The sequence below is a fragment of the Bacillus sp. WP8 genome (genome assembly GCF_000800825.1).
GTDB classification, from domain to species: Bacteria; Bacillota; Bacilli; order Bacillales; family Bacillaceae; genus Bacillus; species Bacillus safensis.
This window is the reverse complement of sequence record NZ_CP010075.1, coordinates 2493387-2515875: the sequence shown is the minus strand read 5'-3', so window position 1 is coordinate 2515875 and position 22489 is coordinate 2493387. Positions and strand designations below refer to the sequence as shown.

General features: G+C 41.6%; 23 protein-coding genes, 1 tRNA gene and 1 riboswitch. Of the genes, 21 read left to right on the top strand and 3 right to left on the bottom strand.

Features of this window, described 5'->3' with window-relative positions; genetic code table 11:
• Nucleotides 1-75: 75 nt before the first annotated feature.
• The 3 genes from trxA to QR42_RS12645 all read left to right on the top strand — a co-directional run bounded on the left by trxA (nt 76) and on the right by QR42_RS12645 (nt 3910).
• Nucleotides 76-390, top strand: a complete 315-nt coding sequence (gene trxA, locus QR42_RS12655) for a thioredoxin (RefSeq protein ID WP_007501629.1) — start codon at nt 76-78, stop codon at nt 388-390.
• Nucleotides 391-529: 139 nt separating this feature from the next.
• Nucleotides 530-2302, top strand: coding sequence for an excinuclease ABC subunit UvrC (gene uvrC, locus QR42_RS12650; protein ID WP_024423216.1), 1773 nt, complete (start codon nt 530-532; stop codon nt 2300-2302).
• Nucleotides 2303-2363: 61 nt separating this feature from the next.
• Nucleotides 2364-2541, top strand: a riboswitch (Lysine riboswitch).
• Between the two features lie 133 nt (nt 2542-2674).
• Entirely contained in the window at nt 2675-3910 is a 1236-nt protein-coding gene (locus QR42_RS12645; RefSeq protein ID WP_039180488.1) for an aspartate kinase, read from the top strand.
• A 155-nt stretch (nt 3911-4065) separates the two neighbouring features.
• On the opposite strand, the gene QR42_RS12640 is transcribed toward QR42_RS12645, so the two are convergent.
• The gene (locus QR42_RS12640; protein ID WP_024423214.1) at nt 4066-4509 is read right to left on the bottom strand and encodes a YslB family protein; all 444 of its coding nucleotides are present in this window, start codon (nt 4507-4509) and stop codon (nt 4066-4068) included.
• A 283-nt stretch (nt 4510-4792) separates the two neighbouring features.
• Here QR42_RS12640 and QR42_RS12635 point away from each other — a divergent pair, with 283 nt between their 5' ends.
• From QR42_RS12635 to QR42_RS12615, 5 genes are all read left to right on the top strand, one after another.
• Nucleotides 4793-5401 carry a succinate dehydrogenase cytochrome b558 subunit gene (locus tag QR42_RS12635; RefSeq protein WP_039180486.1) on the top strand — a complete coding sequence of 203 codons (609 nt, stop codon included), beginning with the start codon at nt 4793-4795 and terminating at the stop codon, nt 5399-5401.
• A gap of 37 nt (nt 5402-5438) precedes the next feature.
• Nucleotides 5439-7199, top strand: a complete 1761-nt coding sequence (gene sdhA, locus QR42_RS12630; RefSeq protein ID WP_039180483.1) for a succinate dehydrogenase flavoprotein subunit — start codon at nt 5439-5441, stop codon at nt 7197-7199.
• A 1-nt stretch (nt 7200) separates the two neighbouring features.
• Nucleotides 7201-7965 carry a succinate dehydrogenase iron-sulfur subunit gene (gene sdhB / locus QR42_RS12625; RefSeq protein WP_034279749.1) on the top strand — a complete coding sequence of 255 codons (765 nt, stop codon included), beginning with the start codon at nt 7201-7203 and terminating at the stop codon, nt 7963-7965.
• A 121-nt stretch (nt 7966-8086) separates the two neighbouring features.
• Nucleotides 8087-8548, top strand: a complete 462-nt coding sequence (locus QR42_RS12620) for an acyl-CoA thioesterase (RefSeq protein WP_039180479.1) — start codon at nt 8087-8089, stop codon at nt 8546-8548.
• Nucleotides 8549-8626: 78 nt separating this feature from the next.
• Nucleotides 8627-9346 (top strand): biotin--[acetyl-CoA-carboxylase] ligase, encoded by a 720-nt coding sequence (locus QR42_RS12615; protein ID WP_039180477.1) that lies wholly within the window; start codon nt 8627-8629, stop codon nt 9344-9346.
• A 225-nt stretch (nt 9347-9571) separates the two neighbouring features.
• Here the strand turns inward: QR42_RS12615 and QR42_RS12610 are convergent, their stop codons facing one another.
• The gene (locus QR42_RS12610) at nt 9572-10702 is read right to left on the bottom strand and encodes a 2-methylaconitate cis-trans isomerase PrpF family protein (protein WP_039180474.1); all 1131 of its coding nucleotides are present in this window, start codon (nt 10700-10702) and stop codon (nt 9572-9574) included.
• A gap of 135 nt (nt 10703-10837) precedes the next feature.
• Between QR42_RS12610 and QR42_RS12605 the strand changes: the two genes are divergently transcribed.
• From QR42_RS12605 to QR42_RS12560, 10 genes are all read left to right on the top strand, one after another.
• Nucleotides 10838-11698, top strand: coding sequence for a LysR family transcriptional regulator (locus tag QR42_RS12605; RefSeq protein ID WP_024423208.1), 861 nt, complete (start codon nt 10838-10840; stop codon nt 11696-11698).
• 153 nt (nt 11699-11851) lie between these two features.
• A complete protein-coding gene (locus QR42_RS12600; protein ID WP_039183245.1) occupies nt 11852-13168 on the top strand; it encodes a CitMHS family transporter in 1317 nt (438 codons plus the stop codon).
• Between the two features lie 206 nt (nt 13169-13374).
• Nucleotides 13375-13599: a spore germination transcription factor GerE gene (gerE, locus tag QR42_RS12595; protein ID WP_003184172.1), complete on the top strand. Its 225-nt coding sequence runs from the start codon at nt 13375-13377 to the stop codon at nt 13597-13599.
• 149 nt (nt 13600-13748) lie between these two features.
• Nucleotides 13749-14189: a MarR family winged helix-turn-helix transcriptional regulator gene (locus tag QR42_RS12590; RefSeq protein WP_024423206.1), complete on the top strand. Its 441-nt coding sequence runs from the start codon at nt 13749-13751 to the stop codon at nt 14187-14189.
• A 7-nt stretch (nt 14190-14196) separates the two neighbouring features.
• On the top strand, nt 14197-15015 hold the full coding sequence (racE, locus tag QR42_RS12585) for a glutamate racemase (RefSeq protein ID WP_099663515.1): 819 nt from the start codon (nt 14197-14199) through the stop codon (nt 15013-15015).
• 100 nt (nt 15016-15115) lie between these two features.
• Nucleotides 15116-16177: a GerMN domain-containing protein gene (locus tag QR42_RS12580; RefSeq protein ID WP_039180469.1), complete on the top strand. Its 1062-nt coding sequence runs from the start codon at nt 15116-15118 to the stop codon at nt 16175-16177.
• Between the two features lie 151 nt (nt 16178-16328).
• On the top strand, nt 16329-17057 hold the full coding sequence (gene rph, locus QR42_RS12575) for a ribonuclease PH (protein WP_024427165.1): 729 nt from the start codon (nt 16329-16331) through the stop codon (nt 17055-17057).
• Between the two features lie 10 nt (nt 17058-17067).
• Nucleotides 17068-17670, top strand: coding sequence for an XTP/dITP diphosphatase (locus QR42_RS12570; protein ID WP_162860205.1), 603 nt, complete (start codon nt 17068-17070; stop codon nt 17668-17670).
• 14 nt (nt 17671-17684) lie between these two features.
• The gene (locus QR42_RS12565; RefSeq protein ID WP_039180464.1) at nt 17685-18209 is read left to right on the top strand and encodes a YfcE family phosphodiesterase; all 525 of its coding nucleotides are present in this window, start codon (nt 17685-17687) and stop codon (nt 18207-18209) included.
• A gap of 120 nt (nt 18210-18329) precedes the next feature.
• Nucleotides 18330-18403, top strand: a tRNA-Arg gene (locus tag QR42_RS12560).
• Nucleotides 18404-18818: 415 nt separating this feature from the next.
• Here QR42_RS12560 and QR42_RS12555 read toward each other — a convergent pair.
• Nucleotides 18819-19799: an SDR family oxidoreductase gene (locus tag QR42_RS12555; protein WP_039180461.1), complete on the bottom strand. Its 981-nt coding sequence runs from the start codon at nt 19797-19799 to the stop codon at nt 18819-18821.
• 197 nt (nt 19800-19996) lie between these two features.
• On the opposite strand from QR42_RS12555, the gene QR42_RS12550 reads away from it, so the two are divergent.
• The 3 genes from QR42_RS12550 to QR42_RS19110 all read left to right on the top strand — a co-directional run bounded on the left by QR42_RS12550 (nt 19997) and on the right by QR42_RS19110 (nt 22487).
• Complete coding sequence (locus QR42_RS12550; protein WP_039180458.1) at nt 19997-20611, top strand: DUF4241 domain-containing protein; 615 nt, start codon at nt 19997-19999, stop codon at nt 20609-20611.
• Nucleotides 20612-20852: 241 nt separating this feature from the next.
• Nucleotides 20853-22085, top strand: a complete 1233-nt coding sequence (locus QR42_RS12545; RefSeq protein ID WP_039180455.1) for a Kelch repeat-containing protein — start codon at nt 20853-20855, stop codon at nt 22083-22085.
• A 252-nt stretch (nt 22086-22337) separates the two neighbouring features.
• Nucleotides 22338-22487, top strand: coding sequence for a teichoic acid D-Ala incorporation-associated protein DltX (locus tag QR42_RS19110; protein WP_024427820.1), 150 nt, complete (start codon nt 22338-22340; stop codon nt 22485-22487).
• The last annotated feature ends 2 nt before the right edge of the window (nt 22488-22489 follow it).

Sequence of the window (22489 nt, the reverse complement as noted above, 5' to 3'; positions counted from 1 at the left end):
CGTAAGCATTTCATTCGCAAGTCACATTGGTAGATGCTATACTAAAAAGCATAATTTACATTGGAGGAATGAATAATGGCAATCGTAAAAGCTACTGACGCAACATTTTCACAAGAAACTGCAGAAGGTGTTGTTCTTGCAGACTTTTGGGCACCATGGTGTGGACCTTGTAAAATGATTGCTCCAGTTCTTGAAGAACTTGATCAAGAAATGGGCGACAAAATGAAAATTGTAAAAATTGATGTAGACGATAACCAAGAAACTGCTGGTAAATACGGCGTTATGAGTATCCCAACACTTCTTGTTTTAAAAGACGGTGAAGTTGTAGAAACTTCTGTTGGTTTCAAACCAAAAGAAGCACTTGCTGAACTTGTCAACAAACATCTATAAACCGATCTATGTCCAAGCGGCATAATCATTGAAGCGGTTCTCGTAAAGACGAGAGCCGCTTTTCTTTCAACATGGTATAAAACAAATGTTCGTGATACACTAGAAGGAGTGAAAGAGGAAAACAAGGACGGATGAAAATATGAACAAACTAATCAAAGAAAAACTGTCAGTCCTGCCGGATCAACCAGGCTGTTACTTAATGAAAGATAGACAAAATACGATCATTTACGTGGGAAAGGCAAAAGTGTTAAAAAACAGGGTGCGCTCTTATTTCACTGGATCACATGACGCCAAAACGCAGCGGCTTGTCAGTGAAATTGAAGACTTTGAATACATTGTCACCTCTTCTAATATCGAAGCGCTCATTTTAGAGCTGAATTTAATCAAAAAATATGACCCAAAATACAATGTCATGCTCAAGGATGACAAGACGTATCCATTTATAAAAATTACGAATGAACGCCACCCTAAGCTGATCGTCACCCGCAATGTAAAAAAGGACAAAGGGAAATATTTCGGTCCATACCCAAACGTACAAGCAGCACGAGAAACGAAAAAGCTGCTCGACCGCTTATATCCACTGAGAAAATGCGCCACCCTTCCTGACCGCGTCTGCCTTTATTATCATCTTGGGCAATGTCTTGCACCATGTGTGTATGACATTTCCGAGGAAACGAATAAGCAGCTCGTGGACGAAATCACAAGGTTTCTAAACGGAGGACATCAGCAAATCAAAAAAGAACTGACCGAAAAGATGCAGGAAGCTGCTGAAAATTTAGAGTTTGAACGGGCAAAAGAACTGAGAGACCAAATCGCTTATATCGACTCAACGATGGAAAAACAGAAAATGACGATGAGTGATTTATCAGATCGAGATGTCTTCGCCTATGCCTATGATAAAGGCTGGATGTGTGTCCAAGTTTTCTTCATCAGACAGGGGAAATTGATTGAACGTGATGTCAGCCTGTTTCCTATGTATCAGGACCCTGAAGAGGAGTTCCTTACGTTTATGGGGCAATTTTATGAAAAGAACAACCATTTTCTGCCGAAGGAAATTTTGGTACCGGACAGTGTCGATCAAGAGATGATTGAGCAATTACTTGAGACAAACGTTCACCAGCCGAAAAAAGGAAAGAAAAAGGATCTGCTTTTACTTGCGCATCAAAATGCCAAAATCGCCTTAAAAGAAAAGTTTTCGCTCATTGAGCGTGATGAAGAGCGGACAATTGGTGCGGTGAAGCAGCTTGGGGATGCGCTTAATATTTATATGCCGTACAGAATTGAGGCGTTTGATAACTCCAATATTCAAGGAGCAGACCCGGTTTCTGCAATGGTTGTCTTTCAGGACGGGAAGCCATATAAAAAGGAATACCGAAAATACAAAATTAAAACCGTCTCAGGACCAGATGATTATGCATCCATGCGTGAAGTCATTAGAAGACGATATACCCGCGTGTTAAAGGATGAACTGCCGCTGCCAGATTTAATTTTAATTGACGGAGGAAAAGGACAGATCAACGCAGCCATCGATGTGCTTGAAAATGAATTGAATCTGTCTGTCCCAGTCGCAGGTCTTGTAAAAGATGAAAAACACCGGACTTCAAATCTCATGATGGGAGATACACTTGAAATTGTTGCGCTAGAGCGAAATAGCCAAGCTTTTTACTTATTGCAGCGCATTCAAGATGAAGTGCACCGGTTCGCCATTAGCTTTCACCGGCAGCTGCGCGGAAAAAATGCATTCCAGTCTATTTTAGACGATGTACCAGGTATCGGAGAGAAGCGTAAAAAGCAGCTCCTCAAACATTTTGGCTCTGTGAAAAAGATGAAAGAAGCCTCTATCCAAGACTTTCAGGAGGCGGGCATTCCAAAACAGACGGCTGAACTTTTAATGGAAGCATTAAAAAAATAGATTGTACTTTTTCCAAATGTCTGTTAAGATGTGACTAATTTAATAAATGAACGTGTTGTTTGTTGAAGATAGAGGTGCGAACTTCAAGAGTAAGCCTTCGGAGATCGATGGGATCTAAGAAGAGGGCTGAAAGGGGAGCGTCGCCGAAGTGAATAAAATCCACTCATTTTATTCGCTGGCTGTACATTGAAGAAATGTAGGGCTGTCAAGAATTCATTTCTTGGAGGGCTATCTCATTGTTTGCATCGTTTAATGATGATTTTAAAGCAATGGGAGATTTGTTCTCTCATTGCTTTTTTATTTGCAGTGAGCGGACAGTCTCCAAAGCAGCCTCTTCTCTCACACGTGAACTTTTGAAAAAGGGTGGTAGACATGGGACTAATTGTACAAAAATTTGGCGGAACTTCCGTTGGGTCAACAGAAAAAATTCGCAATGCCGCAGAGAGAGTGATCGCTGAACGCGAGGCAGGACATGATGTGGTTGTGGTTGTATCAGCGATGGGTAAATCAACAGATGTTCTAGTAGACCTAGCAAAAGAACTTACAGACGATCCAAGCAAAAGAGAAATGGATATGCTGCTCGCAACTGGTGAACAGGTGACCATTTCATTATTAGCGATGGCGCTCCAAGCAAGAGGCTATGATGCCATTTCCTTCACAGGCTGGCAGGCTGGTATGAAAACAGAGCATGTACACGGAAATGCAAGAATCGTGGACATTGATGAAGCAAGAATAAAAGAGGAATTAAGTGCGGGGAAAGTCGTTGTTGTGGCAGGCTTCCAAGGAATTGCAGATGACTTACATATCACAACACTTGGACGCGGAGGATCAGATACAACTGCTGTGGCACTGGCTGCCGCACTAAAAGCTGATAAATGTGATATTTACACAGATGTACCAGGGGTGTTTACGACAGATCCGCGTTATGTACCATCTGCGCGGAAACTTGCAGGTATTTCATACGATGAGATGCTTGAGCTGGCTAATTTAGGAGCTGGTGTCCTGCATCCAAGAGCTGTTGAATTTGCGAAAAATTATCAAGTCCCGCTAGAAGTCCGTTCTAGTATTGAAAATGAATCGGGTACGTTAATTGAGGAGGAATCATCCATGGAACAAAATTTAGTCGTCAGAGGCATTGCGTTTGAAGATCAGATTACACGTGTGACAGTGTGCGGGCTTTCAAGCGGTCTCACAACATTATCGACCATTTTTACGACGCTTGCGAAACAGAATATCAATGTTGATATCATCATTCAGTCTGTCACAAGCACCAATCAGACGTCGATCTCTTTCTCTGTTAAAACGGATGATTTGTCCAAAACAGTTGAAGTATTAGAAGAATATAAAGGGGCGCTTGGCTACGAGCAGATTGAGACAGAAAGCAAATTAGCGAAAGTATCCATTGTGGGATCTGGAATGGTCTCAAATCCAGGCGTAGCTGCTGAAATGTTCGCTGTGTTAGCGCAAAAAGACATTCAAGTGAAAATGGTCAGTACGTCTGAAATCAAAGTCTCAACGGTGGTCGGCCGTGATGATATGGTCAAAGCGGTAGAAGCGCTGCATGATGCGTTTGATTTATCAAAGGTGAGCGCAGCTGCTCACTCTTAAAAAGGTAAAGAGGTGACCTCATGAAAGAGGATCGCCTCTTTTTTCTATATGGAATCGGCTGAAACGGACGTAAACCCATTCATTAAGTATGCTATGATAGATGTAGACATATAAAAAAGGCGTGACCTGAAGTCCGCGCCCTTTTATCAAGAGGATTAGCTAGGGTCTCTTAAATCCCATTTAACGGTTAAAATGACTTTCTCAGCACGCTTTTTCACTTGTTCATAGGATTCAGCCACGTGCTCATTTAGAAGCTGAATTTGTTCAGCAATAAAACCCGCTTCCATCTGAAAGCATGGCTCCTTTTGATAGGTGAGTCGATTGGATACTAGTGGACCTTCGAGCTCAAACTCAATTTCCTGTTTTTTCGAATGGACCATTGTGAGAGTCCCCCATCCGGCATCATGGAAAAATTCGGGGATCTTTTCCCATGACTCTTGAGGAAATTTACGAGCAAGCAGTTTACCCGCAAAATACATCATAGATGAATGGTCCTGACCAAGAATATCAGGCAGCAGAACTTCGCGTATCAGCTCGTAGGCAAATCCATTGACTTCAATTTCTTTTAGCTGTTCTAAGTTAGATTCGAATTTATTCATTGTACGGCTCCCCTCTTTCAACAATTTATTATAGCTTATGTAGGCATATGATGACAGAGTTTTCCCTGAAGTCTAAGAAATTCTTATTGTAGTAAAACGAATTTTGATTTAAAACTTTTAAATTTCGGAAAATTTTAATTTATGTACGCGGTTTCTTGACGCTTTTTTGACATAGGAGTAAAATGAAATTGTCAATAAATTTGAATAAAGTGCTTACAATTGAAAGAAGCGGGGGTAAGACAATTTTCAAGCAATTGCACTTTTTTTACTAGGGGGTAAAGTAATGTCGGGGAACAAAGAATTTTTTTATCGGAGATTGCATTCTTTGCTTGGCGTCATTCCGGTCGGTCTATTTTTAGTACAGCACTTAGTGATTAACCACTTTGCGACGGATGGACCAGAAGCGTTTAACAAAGCTGCACACTTTATGGAACAGCTTCCTTTCAGATATGCACTTGAGCTGTTCGTGATTTTCTTACCACTGATCTATCATGCTGTTTATGGGGTGTACATAGCCTTTACGGCACAAAACAACACGTCTCGCTTCAGTTACTTAAGAAACTGGTTGTTCAGACTGCAAAGGGTTTCAGGTATCATCACATTGATTTTTATCACTTGGCACGTATGGGAAACACGCATTCAAGCTCAACTTGGAGCTGAAGTCAACTACGACATGATGGCGAATATTTTAAGCTCTCCATTTATGCTAGGTTTCTATATTGTCGGCGTTTTATCTACTATTTTCCACTTTGCTAATGGCTTGTGGTCATTTGCTGTCAGCTGGGGAATTACGGTTTCACCACGCTCACAAAGAATCTCCACATTTGTGACATTAGGTATATTTATAGCGCTTTCATATGTAGGGCTAAGAGCAATTTTCGCTTTTGTTTAAGAGGAAATAGATTAGTAGAAGAGGGAGAGGGGCTACAATGAGTAATTCTAGCATCATCGTTGTCGGAGGCGGCTTAGCTGGTCTCATGGCAACTATTAAAGCAGCAGAAGCGGGAACAGCTGTTCAACTATTTTCAATCGTACCTGTGAAACGTTCGCATTCTGTATGTGCACAGGGCGGAATCAACGGAGCGGTCAATACAAAAGGTGAAGGGGATTCACCTTATGAGCATTTTGATGACACGGTATACGGCGGAGATTTCTTAGCCAACCAGCCGCCAGTAAAGGCAATGTGTGAAGCAGCGCCGTCCATTATCCACTTACTTGATCGTATGGGTGTTATGTTTAATAGAACACCAGAGGGATTATTGGACTTCCGCCGCTTCGGGGGAACACAGCACCACCGTACAGCGTTTGCTGGAGCTACAACAGGCCAGCAGCTATTATACGCACTGGATGAGCAGGTTCGCCGCTATGAAGTAGCAGGACTTGTCACAAAATATGAAGGCTGGGAATTCCTTGGCGCTGTTTTAGATGACGAGGAAGTATGCCGCGGGATTGTCGCACAGAACTTAACGACAATGGAAATTCAATCCTTCCGTTCAGATGCGGTTATCATGGCAACAGGCGGCCCTGGAATCGTGTTCGGTAAATCAACGAACTCCATGATTAACACTGGATCTGCTGCATCTATCGTTTATCAGCAAGGTGCGCATTATGCAAATGGAGAATTCATTCAAATTCACCCAACAGCGATTCCAGGAGATGACAAGCTTCGTCTCATGAGTGAATCAGCTCGTGGTGAGGGCGGACGTGTTTGGACATATAAAGACGGGAAGCCTTGGTACTTCCTTGAAGAAAAATACCCAGCATACGGTAACCTTGTACCGCGTGACATCGCAACGCGTGAAATCTTTGACGTATGTGTCGAGCAAAAGCTTGGCATCAACGGAGAGAACATGGTATATCTCGATCTTTCTCATAAAGATCCTAAAGAGCTTGATATTAAGCTTGGCGGAATCATTGAAATCTATGAAAAATTCATGGGTGATGACCCGCGTAAGCTTCCGATGAAAATCTTCCCAGCTGTTCATTACTCAATGGGCGGATTATGGGTCGATTATGATCAAATGACGAATATCAAAGGTCTGTTCGCTGCCGGAGAATGTGATTACTCGATGCACGGCGGAAACAGACTTGGTGCAAACTCACTTCTTTCTGCGATTTACGGCGGAATGGTCGCTGGACCAAATGCAGTGAAGTACATTAGCGGTCTTGAGAAATCTGCGGAAGACCTATCTTCTGCAACATTTGACAGCGCTGTGAAGAAAGAGCAGGAGAAATGGGACAACATCCTCAGCATGGACGGAACAGAAAATGCATACGTGCTTCATAAAGAGCTTGGAGAATGGATGACGGATAACGTTACAGTGGTTCGTTACAATGACAAACTCTTAAAAACAGATCAGAAGATCGAAGAACTAATGGAGCGCTACAAGAAGATCAACATCAACGATACCGCATCATGGAGCAACCAAGGCGCTGCCTTCACGCGTCAGCTTGACAACATGCTTCAGCTGGCAAGAGTCATTACGATCGGGGCATATAACCGGAATGAAAGCCGAGGCGCACACTATAAACCGGAATTCCCAGAAAGAAACGATGAAGAATTCCTTAAAACAACGATGGCTACGTTCAAAGGGAAAAATCAAAAGCCTGCATTCCACTATGAGGACGTCGATGTATCGTTAATTGCACCTCGTAAACGAGATTACTCGAAGAAAAAGGTGGAGAAATAAGATGAGTGAAAAAAACACAATTCAATTCATTATCACGCGTCAAGATACAGCAGATGGAAAGCCTTATGATGAAGAATTCGAAATCCCTTACCGCCCAAATATGAACGTCATTTCTGCACTCATGGAAATTAGACGTAACCCGGTCAATAAACAAGGTGAAAAAACAACGGCGATCAACTGGGATATGAACTGTCTTGAAGAGGTGTGCGGAGCTTGCTCTATGGTCATTAATGGAAAACCGCGCCAGTCATGTACAGCCCTGATTGATAAGTTAGATCAGCCGATCCGTCTTCAACCGATGAAGACATTCCCGGTCGTGAGAGACTTGCAGGTTGATAGAAGCCGCATGTTCAACTCCTTGAAAAAAGTAAAAGCATGGGTGCCGATCGATGGCACATATGATCTTGGACCTGGACCAAGAATGCCTGAGAAAAAACGTCAATGGGCGTATGAGCTTTCAAAATGCATGACATGTGGTGTCTGCCTTGAAGCTTGTCCAAACGTGAATGATAAGTCTTCCTTTATGGGCCCTGCACCGCTTTCACAAGTACGTCTATTTAACGCACACCCGACAGGTGCGATGAATAAGTCTGACCGTCTAGAAGAAATTATGGGTGACGGCGGTCTTGCGAACTGCGGGAACTCTCAAAACTGTGTGCAGGCTTGTCCGAAAGGAATCCCGCTGACAACGTCAATTGCAGCACTTAACCGAGATACAACATTACAAGCTTTCCGTAACTTCTTCGGAAGCGATCACGCAGAATAACATCACATTCAGTCCTCTTTGCCAATCATGATGAGTGTTTACAAGAGGCTGGGTGGAACACAAAATAAACGCCTCTTCCAATATGGGAGAGGCGTTTATTGATGAATAAGGAGATGATAAAGTGAGACTTCCGTCATATATTGAAGAACCGTTTGAAGAGTGGAGGGCATCCTTTCGATTTTATGTCGAAACGACTGTCCGTTTCTCAGAAACGGATATGTTCGGCCATATGAACAATGTCACCCCATTTGTGTATTTTGAAGAAGCACGTATTGCCTTTTTTCAAAAAACAGGAATTGTGGATAAACGAATGAAACGTGTGAAAGAGACGATTACAGTCGTGGCAAACCTGCAATGTGATTACATCAAACAGGTGGAGATAGGGGAGCGGCTTCGTGTGTATGTAAAGCCGGAAAAAGTCGGGTCAAGCTCACTTATTCTTCATTATTTAGGAGAAAACGAGCAGCAGGAACCATGCTTTACAGGCTCAGTCACCATGGTCCAAATTAATAAAGAAACAGGTGCTCCTGTTCCATTTACAGAGGAAGAAAAAGAGACATTTCAAGCTCAGCGAAATGGGTAGTATGCAGCCTCATCAACGTATAAGCTTCATTTTGTTATAATAAAAAGACCATATCAAGAAGAAACAAAAGGAGAACACATGAAGATTTTTCAATATGACACCATTGATAGTACAAATAATGAAGCGAAAAGGCTCATTCAACAAGGAGAAAAACCCTCATTTGCTGTCTATGCACATCAGCAGACAGCAGGAAGAGGCAGGCTAGGCAGGCCGTGGGAAACGCCTGCAGGAAATGTCGCTGTGACCATGACAGTTTTGCCGCCAGAAGAACTCTCCACCCAGTCAACGATTGCTCCGCTGACGGCACTAGCGATCTACGATGTACTTAAACCTCTCATAAGGGCTGAGGATCAGCTGGCGATTAAATGGCCAAACGATATTCTCATCAATGAAGCAAAGGTATCAGGCACATTGATTGAAGCGGACCGTACAGCCATTTATATCGGGGTTGGCATCAATGTGAAGACAAAGCCAGAGCATGTTCCGTACAAAACCATTTGCCTATCAGAGCTTACAGAGGTGAATGCCGATCAGCTTGTGAAGGAACTTGCAGCCGCTTTTGAAAAATATCATACACGCTGGAAGAACGAAGGGTTTGAAGCACTCACTGCCCTCTACAACAAACGGTTATATCGTCTTCATAAACCGCTGCGGATTTCGTTAGACCGTGAAAAACAAACATGGGAAGAGGGTATTTGCTGCGGGGTCAACCACAACGGTCATCTCCAGCTAAAAGATGAGAAAGGGCAGATAAAAGCTCATTCGGCCGGAGATATAGATGCACCGCTACAGCATTAAAAAAAGCAGACGATATTCTCGTCTGCTCAGCGTGTAGACAAACCCTCGCATTCGCCCGCAGGTCTGCGCTCCGGTGCTCACGAATGTCACATTCGCTCCGCTCCTGTGCTCGTCCTTCCTAGACTGCAAAGGTTTTCTATCACGCTGAAAAGAAGACAAAGGGCTAAAATCAAGATCATTTTAGCCCTTTGTCAACAATCTGAGCAGACGATGTTCTCGTCTGCTTTAAGCTTCTCTTTTAATCTGAGGCTGAATCACATAGTCTTGTTTTGTGAAGACAACTCCGTCTAGAATTTCTCTTGCGGTTCGAATAACTTTGACTCTGTTTTCAGAGATGTCAATTTCAGTTTGCATAATACCAGCAGGATGCCCAATACGAAGGGTGTCATCTTTTCCTTGAAACAGCTGAGAAGGAAGCGTTTCATCTAAGAAACAGCTGGCTGTCACGCAGACAGAGCCGGTAATGGCAAGTGCTTGGTGCGGTCGTTGCATCGATAGCATACGAACGATAATGTCCATATCTTCTGCTCGTCTCAAGATTCCATTTGTATCTACATAATCAGTAGGCTCACTAATGAGCGCAAGCTTTGGAACAGCTGGAGACTGTAATGTGGCCATTTCTTTTGGTGCAAAATGACACATTTCAGCAGCAAGGGAACGAATTTCTTCTAAATCGTCCAGTAATTCGTCTGTAAACTCTTCAGGCAATTCAGTTCCTTTTAATTGAATATCTTTCGCGCGAATAAAGGCAATTGGGTTTGCAATGTCAACGATCGAGATTGGAATCTCGCCAAACTTTGTTTGAATCGTATCAATTTTGTTTCCAGTTGGAAAGGTTTTACCTGTGACAGCGCCTTCAGGTTTCTCAAAGGATAAATAAATGGGAGAACCAGTTCCTTTTACGCCTGGAATTTCTGCCTGTCCTTCAAATTTTACTTCTCCATTTTCGACCTCGACCTCTGCCGTAATGACTTTATTTGTATTGGTATTGAGGATACGTACAGTCGTAATGGGCTCAACCGCTTGAACAAGTCCTTTAATGATCGCATACGGCCCAACGGCTGATGAGATGTTCCCGCAGTTTCCTTTAAAGTCGACATATCTCTCATTAATGCTGACTTGTGCAAATGTATAGTTCACATCCACATCCGGGCGTGTGGCTTTATCGATGATCGCCACTTTGCTTGTTAAAGAATTACCGCCGCCGATTCCATCGACCTGCAGCCGATCAGGGCTGCCCATAATGTCTAATAGAAATGCTTCGAGCTCATCGTGTTCATATGGTGCATTGTTCGCGTGAATGAATACCCCTTTGCTTGTACCGCCTCGCATGATTGTGATTGGAACTTTTCTCATTACTCTCACCCTCAATTTTTAATAAACTGTTTATCTAACCAAAATGGTAAAGTATAATAAGAAATAAGTTAAATACATTATTTTAAGAGAAATCAATAAAATTATTTTATAATTAGTAAAAAAGGAGGACAAACAATGGATGAAAAAGATTGGCGGTTTTTAAAGGTACTTTATGAAGAAAAGAACATCACAAAAGCGGCAGAAAAATTATTTGTCTCTCAGCCTGCCCTAAGCTATCGTTTGAAACAGCTTGAAGAGGAGTTTGATATGAAGCTTTTCTTTAAAAGAAAACGAGGAATTGAATTTACATCAGAGGGCGAATACTTGGCTAAATATGCAAATGACATGCTCAAACAGCTGCAGCAAACAAAAGATGGCATGCTCAATATGCAAAAAAAGGTCAAAGGGACGATCCGGTTAGGGGTCTCAAGTAACTTTGCCCAGTATAAACTGCCAGAAATATTAAAAGAATTTTCTAAGCAGTATCCACATGTTCAATTTATGGTCAACACAGGCTGGAGCACAAAGGTAATGGATTTATTAGGAACATCAAGTGTGCATTTAGGGATTTTAAGAGGCGATTATGACTGGAATGGAGAGCGTTTTTTGCTCGATAAAGAGCGTCTTTGCATCATTTCAAAATCAGAAATCCAGCTAAAGGATCTCCCGAATCTGCCGCTCATTGACTATCATACAGACAGTTCATTGAAACGGCTGATTAACAGATGGTGGCAGGAAACTTTCACAATGCCTCCGCTTGTCACGATGGAGACAGACCGTCAGGATACATCAAAAGAGATGGTGAAGCATGGTTTAGGCTATGCCATTGTCCCAGAAATTTGCCTCAGACCAAGTGATGAGTTATTTGTAAAAGGTCTTTCGTATAAAGATGGACAGCCTGTTTTAAGAGATACATGGCTCATGTACCAGCCAGACTCACTTCATTTGTCTGTTGTGAAAGCGTTCATTGAGTTTTTAAGAAATCAGCAAGGTTGATTATAAAAGGAATTTATTGAATATACGAAAAAATCGATATTTTCATTATAAAAAAAGCTATTATATCCTTGAAATAGAAAGCGCTAACATATAGATCGCAAGTGCAAGGGGGCGCTTGCAGATCATGTAAAGAAGAGGATGGAGGGATATAAAGTGCTAGCTATTTTAGGGATCTTGATGGTCTTGACATTTACATTTCTCATTATGACTAAACGTATGCATCCGGTGGTGGCTCTAACCGTTGTACCTATCATATTTGCATTGATCGGTGGCTTTAACAAAGGATTAGGGGACATGATGCTTGATGGACTGAAAACTGTTGCACCATCAGCTGCTTTATTGTTATTTGCGATTTTATTCTTCGGTGTCATGCTGGATGCTGGATTGTTTGATCCTCTGATTAAACTCATTCTACGTATTGTAAAAGGTGATCCTGTCAAAATTGCTTTTGGGGTAGCGATTTTGTCTATGCTTGTTGCATTAGATGGTGACGGAACAACAACGTATATGATTACCGTATCAGCTATGCTGCCACTTTTCTTAAGAATTGGGATGAACCCATTAATTTTAGGAACAATTTCATTATTATCATTAGGAATTATGAGCGGAATGACGCCATGGGGCGGTCCGGCTACTCGTGCTATCGCGGCGCTTGGATTAGATGCAGGCGAATTTTTCATTCCATTACTCCCAACGATGGTTGGAGGCGGTCTTTTTATACTTTTTACTGCTTACGTACTTGGAAAAAAAGAAAGAAAACGGATTGGGATTGCAGAGATTCAGTACAAAGAAGAGCCGTCCATTTCTCCTGAATTGGCTGCGTCAATTGAGGATGGAGTAGCCGATATCAAAAGGCCGAATCTGATTTGGATTAACTTCTTCCTTACAATTGCTGTCATGGTCACACTAGTCCTGGATATCATCCCAATTCCTGTACTCTTCTTAATTGGATTTGTCATCGCTCTCATGATTAACTATCCAAAGGTTGAAGATCAGCGCGAGCGAATTTTATCGCATGCAGGAAATGCATTAACGGTTATCACACTTGTATTTGCAGCAGGAATTTTCACAGGGATTTTCTCAGGAACAAAGATGGTTGAGGCCATTGCCAATTTGGTCATTTACATGATTCCTGATTCCTACAGCTCATTTTTCCCGCTGATTGTTGCTCTGACGAGTATGCCATTTACATTTATTCTTTCAAATGATGCTTACTATTTCGGGGTGCTGCCGATCTTGGCTGAAGCCGGCGCAGCTTACGGGATTGATCCGGTGGAGATTGCACGTGCTTCTATCATAGGACAGCCTGTCCACTTACTGAGCCCACTTGTGGCTTCAACGCTGCTGCTTGTTGGTATGCTGAACAAAGATATTGGTGATTTGCAAAAATACGCACTCCTATGGACCGTGTTAACTGCCCTTTTTACAACACTTATTGCATTGTTAACAGGCGCCATTACAATCTTTTAAATACCACGTAAAAAAGGACGATGTCTCGGTGGGGAGACTCGTCCTTTTTTGCGTGGCTGAAAGTGCAGTAAATTGGACGCTGATATGCGGGATTTCTTGATTTTAACGTCACCTACCTCAGGCACCCGGCATATGATATCTCGACTATACAGAATCCCATTCTATAGAGACTAGAGCTCTCACCTTAGCAAGGAGGGTTACAATACTTGAAGGAGAAAGAGTTTCAATCCAAGCCGCTATTAACCAAAAGAGAAAGAGAAGTATTCGAATTGCTCGTCCAAGATAAAACAACAAAAGAAATTGCAAGCGAGCTTTTTATTAGCGAAAAGACTGTTCGAAATCATATTTCGAATGCCATGCAAAAGCTAGGAGTTAAAGGCCGTTCACAGGCCGTAGTCGAGCTTCTGCGTATGGGTGAGCTAGAGCTCTAAAGTCAGCCGGTTTTCCTTCCATATCGGGAAGGAACCGGTTATTTCTATATGGTTTCCATGACTCTCTTCTTGCATTTTCTTTGAAAAACGAGGAAAATAGACATGTACGTTTTAATCAAAGTGAGATGCTATAGTGAGGTATCAATAAAATGGAAACGAATGAGTCTGGCCATGTTGCAGAGATTGAAAAATCATTGCGCCACATTGCTGCAATTATTAAGCAAAAAGGCAGAGAAATCCTGAATCAATATACGATTACACCTCCACAATTCATCGGGCTTCAGTGGCTTTATGAATTCGGAGATATGACAATAGGTGAGCTGTCACAAAAGATGTATTTGGCTTGCAGCACAACCACTGATTTAATTGATAGAATGGAAAAAAGTGAACTTGTCGAACGGGTGAAAGATCCATCTGACCGCCGCGTGGTTCGCATTCATTTATTGCCTGAAGGCGAGAGGATCATTCAAGAAGTGATTGCTAAACGCCAAGAATACGTCAGTGAACTTCTAGGGGCTTTCTCAGAAGAAGAAGCCATCGTTTTCAACCAATCCTTAACGAAACTACAGCAGCAAATGAAAAGAAAATGAGGCGATTTTGTTGGATCAACCAATCGGCGTCATTGATTCCGGCGTCGGCGGTTTAACCGTTGCAAAGGAAATCATGAGACAACTGCCAAAAGAAAACATCATTTATGTAGGCGATACAAAACGATGTCCATATGGCCCTCGTAAAGAAGAAGAAGTTCTTCAATATACTTGGGAAATGGCGCACTACTTATTAAAACACCACCATATTAAAATGCTCGTCATTGCGTGCAACACAGCAACGGCGATCGCACTGGACGAAATCAAAGCAACGCTTGATATTCCGGTCATTGGCGTCATTCAGCCCGGCGCCCGTACAGCGATTAAGGTGACAAACAATCAGCATATTGGCGTTATTGGCACAGTCAATACGATCAAAAGCGAGGCATACAAAGAAGCGCTGCTGTCACTAAAAGCAGGACTAACGGTTCAAAGCCTGGCGTGTCCGCTCCTTGTCCCATTTGTGGAAAGCGGAACGTTTTTAGATCAGACAGCAGAGGCAGTGGTGAAAGACTCCCTTGAACCAATGAAAGAAACAGGAATTGATACACTTATTCTTGGCTGCACACACTATCCGATTTTAAAAGAGCCGATTCAGCGCTTTATGGGCAGTGAAGTAAACATCATTTCATCAGGGGATGAGACAGCGAGAGAAGCGAGTACGATTCTTTCATATAAAGGGCTGTTAAATACCTCTAAAGAAGCACCTGTCCATACATTTTACACAACAGGACAGCAGCAAAATTTCCAAAACATCGCTCGTGACTGGTTTGGCTACCTGCCAGGAAAGGTCGAAACCGTGTCACTTGAACACATCTACCAGCAATAACCCCTTCTACTTGAAGCGGGTTATTTTTTTATGAAAAGGGTCTAATCCTCTGATGGAGCTCGTATACATAGTAGTACAAACTACTAGAGGAGGGTGAAGTATGCTGAAAAAAGGATCTACAGCAGCTGTTACGTGTATCGCGTCAGCCATGCTTTTGTCAGGATGCGGATTGTTTCAAACAGACCAAGCGAAAACAGAGATTGATCCACCACAAAACGTCACATATGTGAAAGAAAATAAAGAAGACAAACAAACAGCCAAAGAAGGAAAAGAAGAGAAGCAGGCTGATACAGTCATGAGAGAATTATATTTAATTGATAAAAACGGGTATGTCGTATCTCAATCCATTCCGCTGCCGAAAAATGAAGGAAGTGCCAAACAAACCCTTGAATATCTCGTGGACGGGGGACCTATTTCTAACTTAATGCCGAACGGATTCAGAGCAGTGTTACCTGCGGACACGAGCGTATCTGTCGATATTAAAGATGGAACGGCGATTGTGGATTTTTCAAATGAATTTAAAAACTATAAAAAAGAAGACGAACAGCGAATCCTGCAATCTGTTACTTGGACGTTAACGCAGTTTGATTCCATAGCCAAAGTCAAATTGAAGATGAATGGACATGAACTAAAAGAAATGCCTGTGAACGGTACACCCATCTCAGATGATTTAAGCAGAGAAGACGGTATTAATATCCAGCACGAGGCTGCCGCTGATATGACTTCAACAAAGCCTGTTACTGTCTACTATTTAGCTGAATCTGATGAACAGACCTACTACGTTCCGGTCACCACAAGAGCACCAAAAGACGAGGATGATCCGATTACAGCAGCAATTGATGAGCTCGTCTCTGGACCAAGCAAAAAAAGCCATTTGCTTACAGACTTTGATCAAGATGTGAAGCTGAATGATGTACCAAAAGTAAAAGATGGACATGTGACACTTGATTTCAACGAATCTATTTTTGGCAGTGCAGATGAAAAGAAAAAGGTGATTTCACAAAAAGTTCTTAATAGCATTGTGCTCACATTAACCGAGCTGCCGGACGTCAAAAGCGTATCTGTTAAGGTCAACGGCAAGGCTGAGCTTGTGAACGAAAAAGGAGCAGAGCTCACAAAGCCGGTTTCACGACCAGAACAAGTGAATACAGGTAGTTTTTAACGTCACACATTGATATAATGGAGAAAAAGAGGCATGCATATTCGCTGCCTCTTTTTTATTCCGAGCGGTTAGAACAAGCCGAGGTTGTCAAAGTTAGTAGGAGAACCCCGCTGGCATACGCGCGGAATGTATATCGTAACGGAGGTAAAACATGAGATTAGATGAAAGACAATATGACGAATTGAGAAAAATTGAAATAGAGGCAGGCTACATCACGCACCCAGAAGGCTCTGTCTTAATCTCAGCGGGAAATACGAAGGTGATTTGTAACGCATCGATCGAAGACCGCGTACCTCCTTTTTTAAGAGGAGAAGGAAAAGGCTGGATTACAGCAGAATATAGCATGCTACCAAGAGCAACTGCACAAAGAACGATAAGAGAATCATCTAAAGGAAAAGTCACAGGACGTACGATGGAGATCCAGCGTTTAATTGGACGAGCACTCCGCGCAGTCGTTGACTTAGAAAAGCTTGGCGAACGCACGATTTGGATTGATTGTGATGTCATTCAAGCAGACGGCGGCACACGCACAGCGTCCATCACAGGTGCTTTTGTTGCCATGACACTCGCGATTCAAAAGCTGCGAGCTGAAGGAGTCATCAAAGAAAACCCGATTACTGATTATTTAGCGGCAATATCCGTCGGAATTGATTCTCAGCAAGGTCTTCTGTTAGATTTAAACTATGAAGAAGATTCTTCTGCTGAAGTAGATATGAATGTCATCATGACAGGCGCTGGACGCTTTGTTGAACTTCAAGGAACAGGTGAAGAAGCGACATTCTCAAGAGAACAGCTAAACGGACTGCTTGATTTAGCCGAAAAGGGCATCAAAGAATTAATCGAAAAGCAAAAAGCAGTAACAGGAGAAGTCATCGAATAAAGAGAAGGGTTTGATCAGGATGAAAACAGCCATCATTGCAACGCACAATGCGGGCAAAGCGAAAGAATTCAAAGCCATTCTTGAGCCAAAAGGATTCACGGTCAAAACACTAGCAGACATCGGCTTTACTGAAGAGATTGAAGAAACAGGACAAACCTTCGAAGAAAATGCCATCATCAAAGCGGAGGCTATTCAAGCCAAAGCAGGTGAAATGGTCATTGCAGACGATTCCGGTCTGTCGATTGATTATCTAGGCGGGAAACCTGGCGTGTATTCAGCGAGATACGCAGGTGAGCATAAAGATGATGCGGAGAATGTGGAAAAAGTGCTGAGCGAACTTCAAGGCATTGAAAAAGAAGACCGCACAGCCAGATTCAGATGTGCCCTTGCTGTCAGCATACCGGGAAAAGAAACAAAAACGGTAGAAGGATCAGTAGAAGGCTTCATTGCAGAAAAACCAATCGGCGAAAATGGCTTCGGATACGACCCAATTTTCATCGTCAAAGACAAAGACCAGACGATGGCCGAGTTATCACCAGAGGAGAAAAACAAGATCAGCCATCGAGCGGTCGCGCTTCAAAAGCTTTCATCACTGCTAGACGCAAATGAATAAGGGGGAATGAAGCCATGAAGATACTCATTATTAGTGACAGTCATGGACTCACAGACGAACTTCAAACCATTGCCAAACGGCATGAGGCTGAAGTCGACATGATGATCCACTGCGGAGATTCAGAACTCGAAACGAACCACCCAGCACTCGAAGGATACAAAGTCGTCAAAGGAAATTGTGACTTTATGGGCGATTTTGAAGAAGAGCTCCTGCTCCCACTTGATGGAGGCGGAAAACTATTTCTCACTCACGGACATCTGCATGGCATCAAACAATCCTTACTTCAAGTCTACTACCGTGCAGAAGAGCTAGGCGCAGACATTATCTGCTTTGGCCACTCGCACATTCCAGGCAGTGAACTGCTAAGAGGAAAACTCCTCATTAACCCTGGCAGCGTACACTTGCCAAGAGTGCGAAAAGAGCGCAGCTATGCTATACTGACACTAGATGGAAGCGAAGCAAACGTACAGTTTTTCACGGACGAAGGTCAGGTCATACAAGATCTCGAAAACACTGTCACATTGGAAGGTATTTCATAAGGGTGCAGCATTTGCCCCTTATGAAAAAACTTTCGAAAAACCGTTGACTTTAAAGAACAATAGTAATATAATAAATCTTGTCGCTGAGGTAATACACCACAGCACACTACATAACAACATGTCCCAGTAGCTCAGCAGGATAGAGCAACGGCCTTCTAAGCCGTCGGTCGGGAGTTCGAATCTCTCCTGGGACGTACTAAATTAAAAGCCTGAAACCCTTTATTATCAAGGATTTCAGGCTTTTTTGTTCTTTGGAACTTAAGTTCGTAACTCGCTCCAAAACAGGGTTTTGGGAGCGGATTTATTTTTAAATATTTCCGTTCTCTGTGTTTGTATCAAAGAAGCTATCAAAATGGATAGCTTCTTCAATGACATGAGCGTAAATTGACATAGTTGTATCCATTTTTTATGCTCTAAACGTTCCTTTTAAATGATTGGATAGTTCAGTTCATAATTTGGATAGCAATAATAAGGCGGTCTACGTCCAATTTCAGACATTAGCCATGAATGCTCCATATAAACCATAGTAACTTTTTTCATTGAATGATTCACAAGTAATAACTCTACCTCTGGATTAAATTCATATCTCAATCCAATGACCTCCTTATATTAGGAATGTGTGGATTCCCCACCGTCAACATGCAGCACTTGACCTGTAACAAAACGTGAATCATCAGAAGCTAGATAAACAAATGTTGGTGCGAGTTCAAATGGATGGGCAACTCGTTCCATTGGATTAAATGCTCCATATACAGCCACTTGGTCTGACGAGAAGCTTGCTGCAATTAGTGGCGTCCAGATTCGACCTGGAGCAACAGCGTTTACACGAATTCCTTGTTTTACAACATTTTTAGCCAAAGCACGTGTCCAACCAACAATTGCACCTTTTGTGGCTGTATAATCAATCATTTGTTGCTCACCTACATACGTTACGACTGAAGAAGTACCGATAATAGAACTGCCTGGTTTTAAGTAAGGAAGCGCTGCTCTGGTTGTGTAAAAATGTGAGTATATGTTGATTTTAAAGGTGTCATCGAATTGTTCGTCTGTAATGTCAAGAAGGCTTGGTTGTTGAAATTGGATACCAACGTGGTTACATAGAACATCTAGACGTCCGAAGGTTTTTACTGTTTTCTCTACAATGGTGATACATTGCCTTTTATCTCGCAAGTCTCCTGGCATCAATAAACAACGTTGCCCGAGTTCTTCGATTCTTGCTTTTGTTCTATTAGCATCTTCGTGTTCATCTAAGTATGCAATCGCAACGTCAGCACTTTCCTTTGCGAAGGCAATGGCTACTGCTGCACCAATACCACTATCCCCTCCTGTAATGAGAGCAACTTTTCCCGCTAACTTACCACTCCCTTTGTAATTTGTATTTTCAATAATTGGAAGTGGTACCATTAAGCCTTCTACACCAGGATGCCGAAGTTGACGTTGTTCAGGTAAATTAATTGGGATTTCTTCATAGCGTGTGATTTTTCCGTAATTAGGGTACATGGGATAAGGTTGAGTTTTCATTTTCTCTAGAAACTTCTGTTGCATTTGTTTTATTTGTTGCAACTTACGCTCATCAGATTCTTGTGTCATTGAATTCCCTCCAAATGTACTTATTCCCTTTAAATGTTTATGTTGTTGACTGCTAATCCAAGTATTAATATTTCTGTAAGCTCTCTTGAGTAGGTTGAACGGATTAAATAGGGGAAATAAAGCAGGAAGAAAAGGCCAAATAGAGAAAAGTACCATAATTCCAAATGCTTCAGAAAAACAATGAAAGGAATGATCACTTGTACAACATCAATCCAAGTCACCTGTTATATAGAAATGGAGAGACAACAAGCAGTCAAGAGAGTGATCAATTATTCGCTAAACAGTTAGGCTATATCGAGATCACGGGCGGTCATATTGTTGCCTGTGATCCTTTTGTTTCAGGTATGGACCAATCTTTTACGAGGAAGGTTGCTCTAGGGAAATATCCTATTATACTTGTAGTTAAGCGGTTGGAAAACGGAGACGAACGAGTAGCCTATGCAATGATCAAGTTTACAAACGAGCAAGCAACAGAATGGGAGCTTGCTACAAGAATAGGGCAAGAACTCAATCAATTAAAAGAAGAAGAGTTCTGTGGCTACGGTGTAAATAAGGTTATGGGCTGCTTTATGGATGCGGAGTCAGCTATATATCTTCAAGCGTATGAGGATAAGCGATATAAAGAGGACAATGATTTTTATCTTTACGAGGAATTTGAAGAAGCTCTTGCGCAAAACTACAAGCACACATGGGGCTGGCTCGTCACCCGTTTTCATGACAAGGTGGACATTGCCAGGTTTACAACAGGTTTCGGTGACGGGATGTACCCGAGTTTTTGGGGATGGATGAAAACGGAGAACCTGCTTGCCTAGTGACAGACTTTCTAATAATGGATTGATGAGAAGCCCATGAAATCATGGGTTTCTTTATTGTTCTTTGATTATAGACTTAGGCAGTTTTTGATTAAACCTATTATTTTAAGCGACTCTATAGTAAGTCACTTTTCCGATGCTTTTTTCTATTAATTTCTCTTTAAAAAATTCAATGATTCTATAAAAATAAAAAAACGCTCCGATAATGAAGAAGTAAGATAATGAAAAGGGAGTGTTATTTTTGAAAAAATGGATCGTCATGATGTTACTAGTAATCCTTTCATTCACGCAGTCAGTTCAAATGGTACATGCAGCTAAGGATGAATGGAATCAATTAGCTGATTTGCCAACAGCAAGAGTGGGAGCTGTAGCTAATGCTGTAGATGGGAAAATTTATGTAATTGGTGGGTTTAATGCCGACAAAGAAACGTTAGAATATGATCCATCTGTAAACAAATGGACTAAAAAGACAGATATACCTACTGGAAGAGGAGGAGCAGCATCAGTAGTAGTAGGTTCAAAAATATATGTCCTTGCTGGAAAACATACGGGTTTTACTTATAATAAGTTCGAAGTGTATGATACAAAAAAAGATGAATGGGAAACACTACCTGATATTCCCTTTGTTAGCAAATCAAAAGGCTCATATAACGTTCAAGCGGGTGTTATTGGAAATAAAATTTATGTATTTGGTGGAAAAGAGTTTTTTAGCTATGATCTTTCTAAGCAAACATGGAAAGAAGAAGCTCCTCTAAATGTTAAAATAGAAGGAGCAATCGGTCTAGTATTAGATGAGAAGTTTTACATCTTTGGCAAAAACGATAAACGTGAAGTTTTTGAATTTGACGCTAAAAAAGAAGTTTGGACTGCAAAGAAAAAAGGGTTTGTCAGTGGTTACTTGAATGGTGTAACTTATAAAAATAACATGATATTTCCCGGTGGTTCAACAAGGAGTTTAATTGTATATGATACTGAACAAGAAGAATTAGTTAGAATAGATGTGCCTTACCACAATATGCGTATAGGAGCTTCATCAGTAGTTATTGATGATACATTATACCTTATAGGTGGTAGAGATTATAATGAGAATTATACAGAGATTGCAGATCAAAACTACAAATCTGTCATCTCTTTATCTTTAAAAGACCTGCAATTTCCAAACAACACTGAAACCGAACCACCTGGCGACAAAGACCCAGAACCAACAACACCGCCTAAAGACGATGCAACAAATGAAGACGGCGATGCACTACTCATCATCACAATGGTCAATGGCTTACAGAAAGAGTATGACCTCTCCATGAAAGAAGTCAACGCCTTCCTATCATGGTACAAAAAGCGTGATGCAGGTGAAGGACCAGGTTTTTATGAAATTGACGAGCATGACAATAACAAAGGTCCATTTGAAAGTAAAAAGGATTATGTAGTGTTTAAAAACATTCTCATGTTCGAAGTCAATAAATATAAGAAGTAATTGAAATCAAAGCCATCTAATCAAACTAGGTGGCTTTTGAGTTAGCTCGACAGCTTTCAGCAATTTTAAGGCAAATTTAAGCTCGGATTTTATTTCAAATGTATTAAATCTTTGTTACAATAAGACAGCTTTGCTCAAAAGAGACATTCCAAGGTTCGACATTTTTTTAGCAATTCTTAAAAATTTTATGGTTTGATATGAAACTCTTTTGATGATCCATGCGTCTCTATAAGTGTCAAAAGAAAAGAGGTTATCAATATGCTATTCAAGAAGCTATCAGAAAATAAGTCTGTAAAATGGATAGGATATACAAGCTTTTACTTACTTATTTTGCTATTATTGTTCTTTATTTACGGATTCCACACAGCAAATACGGGATCATTCATTTACAACGATTTTTAATT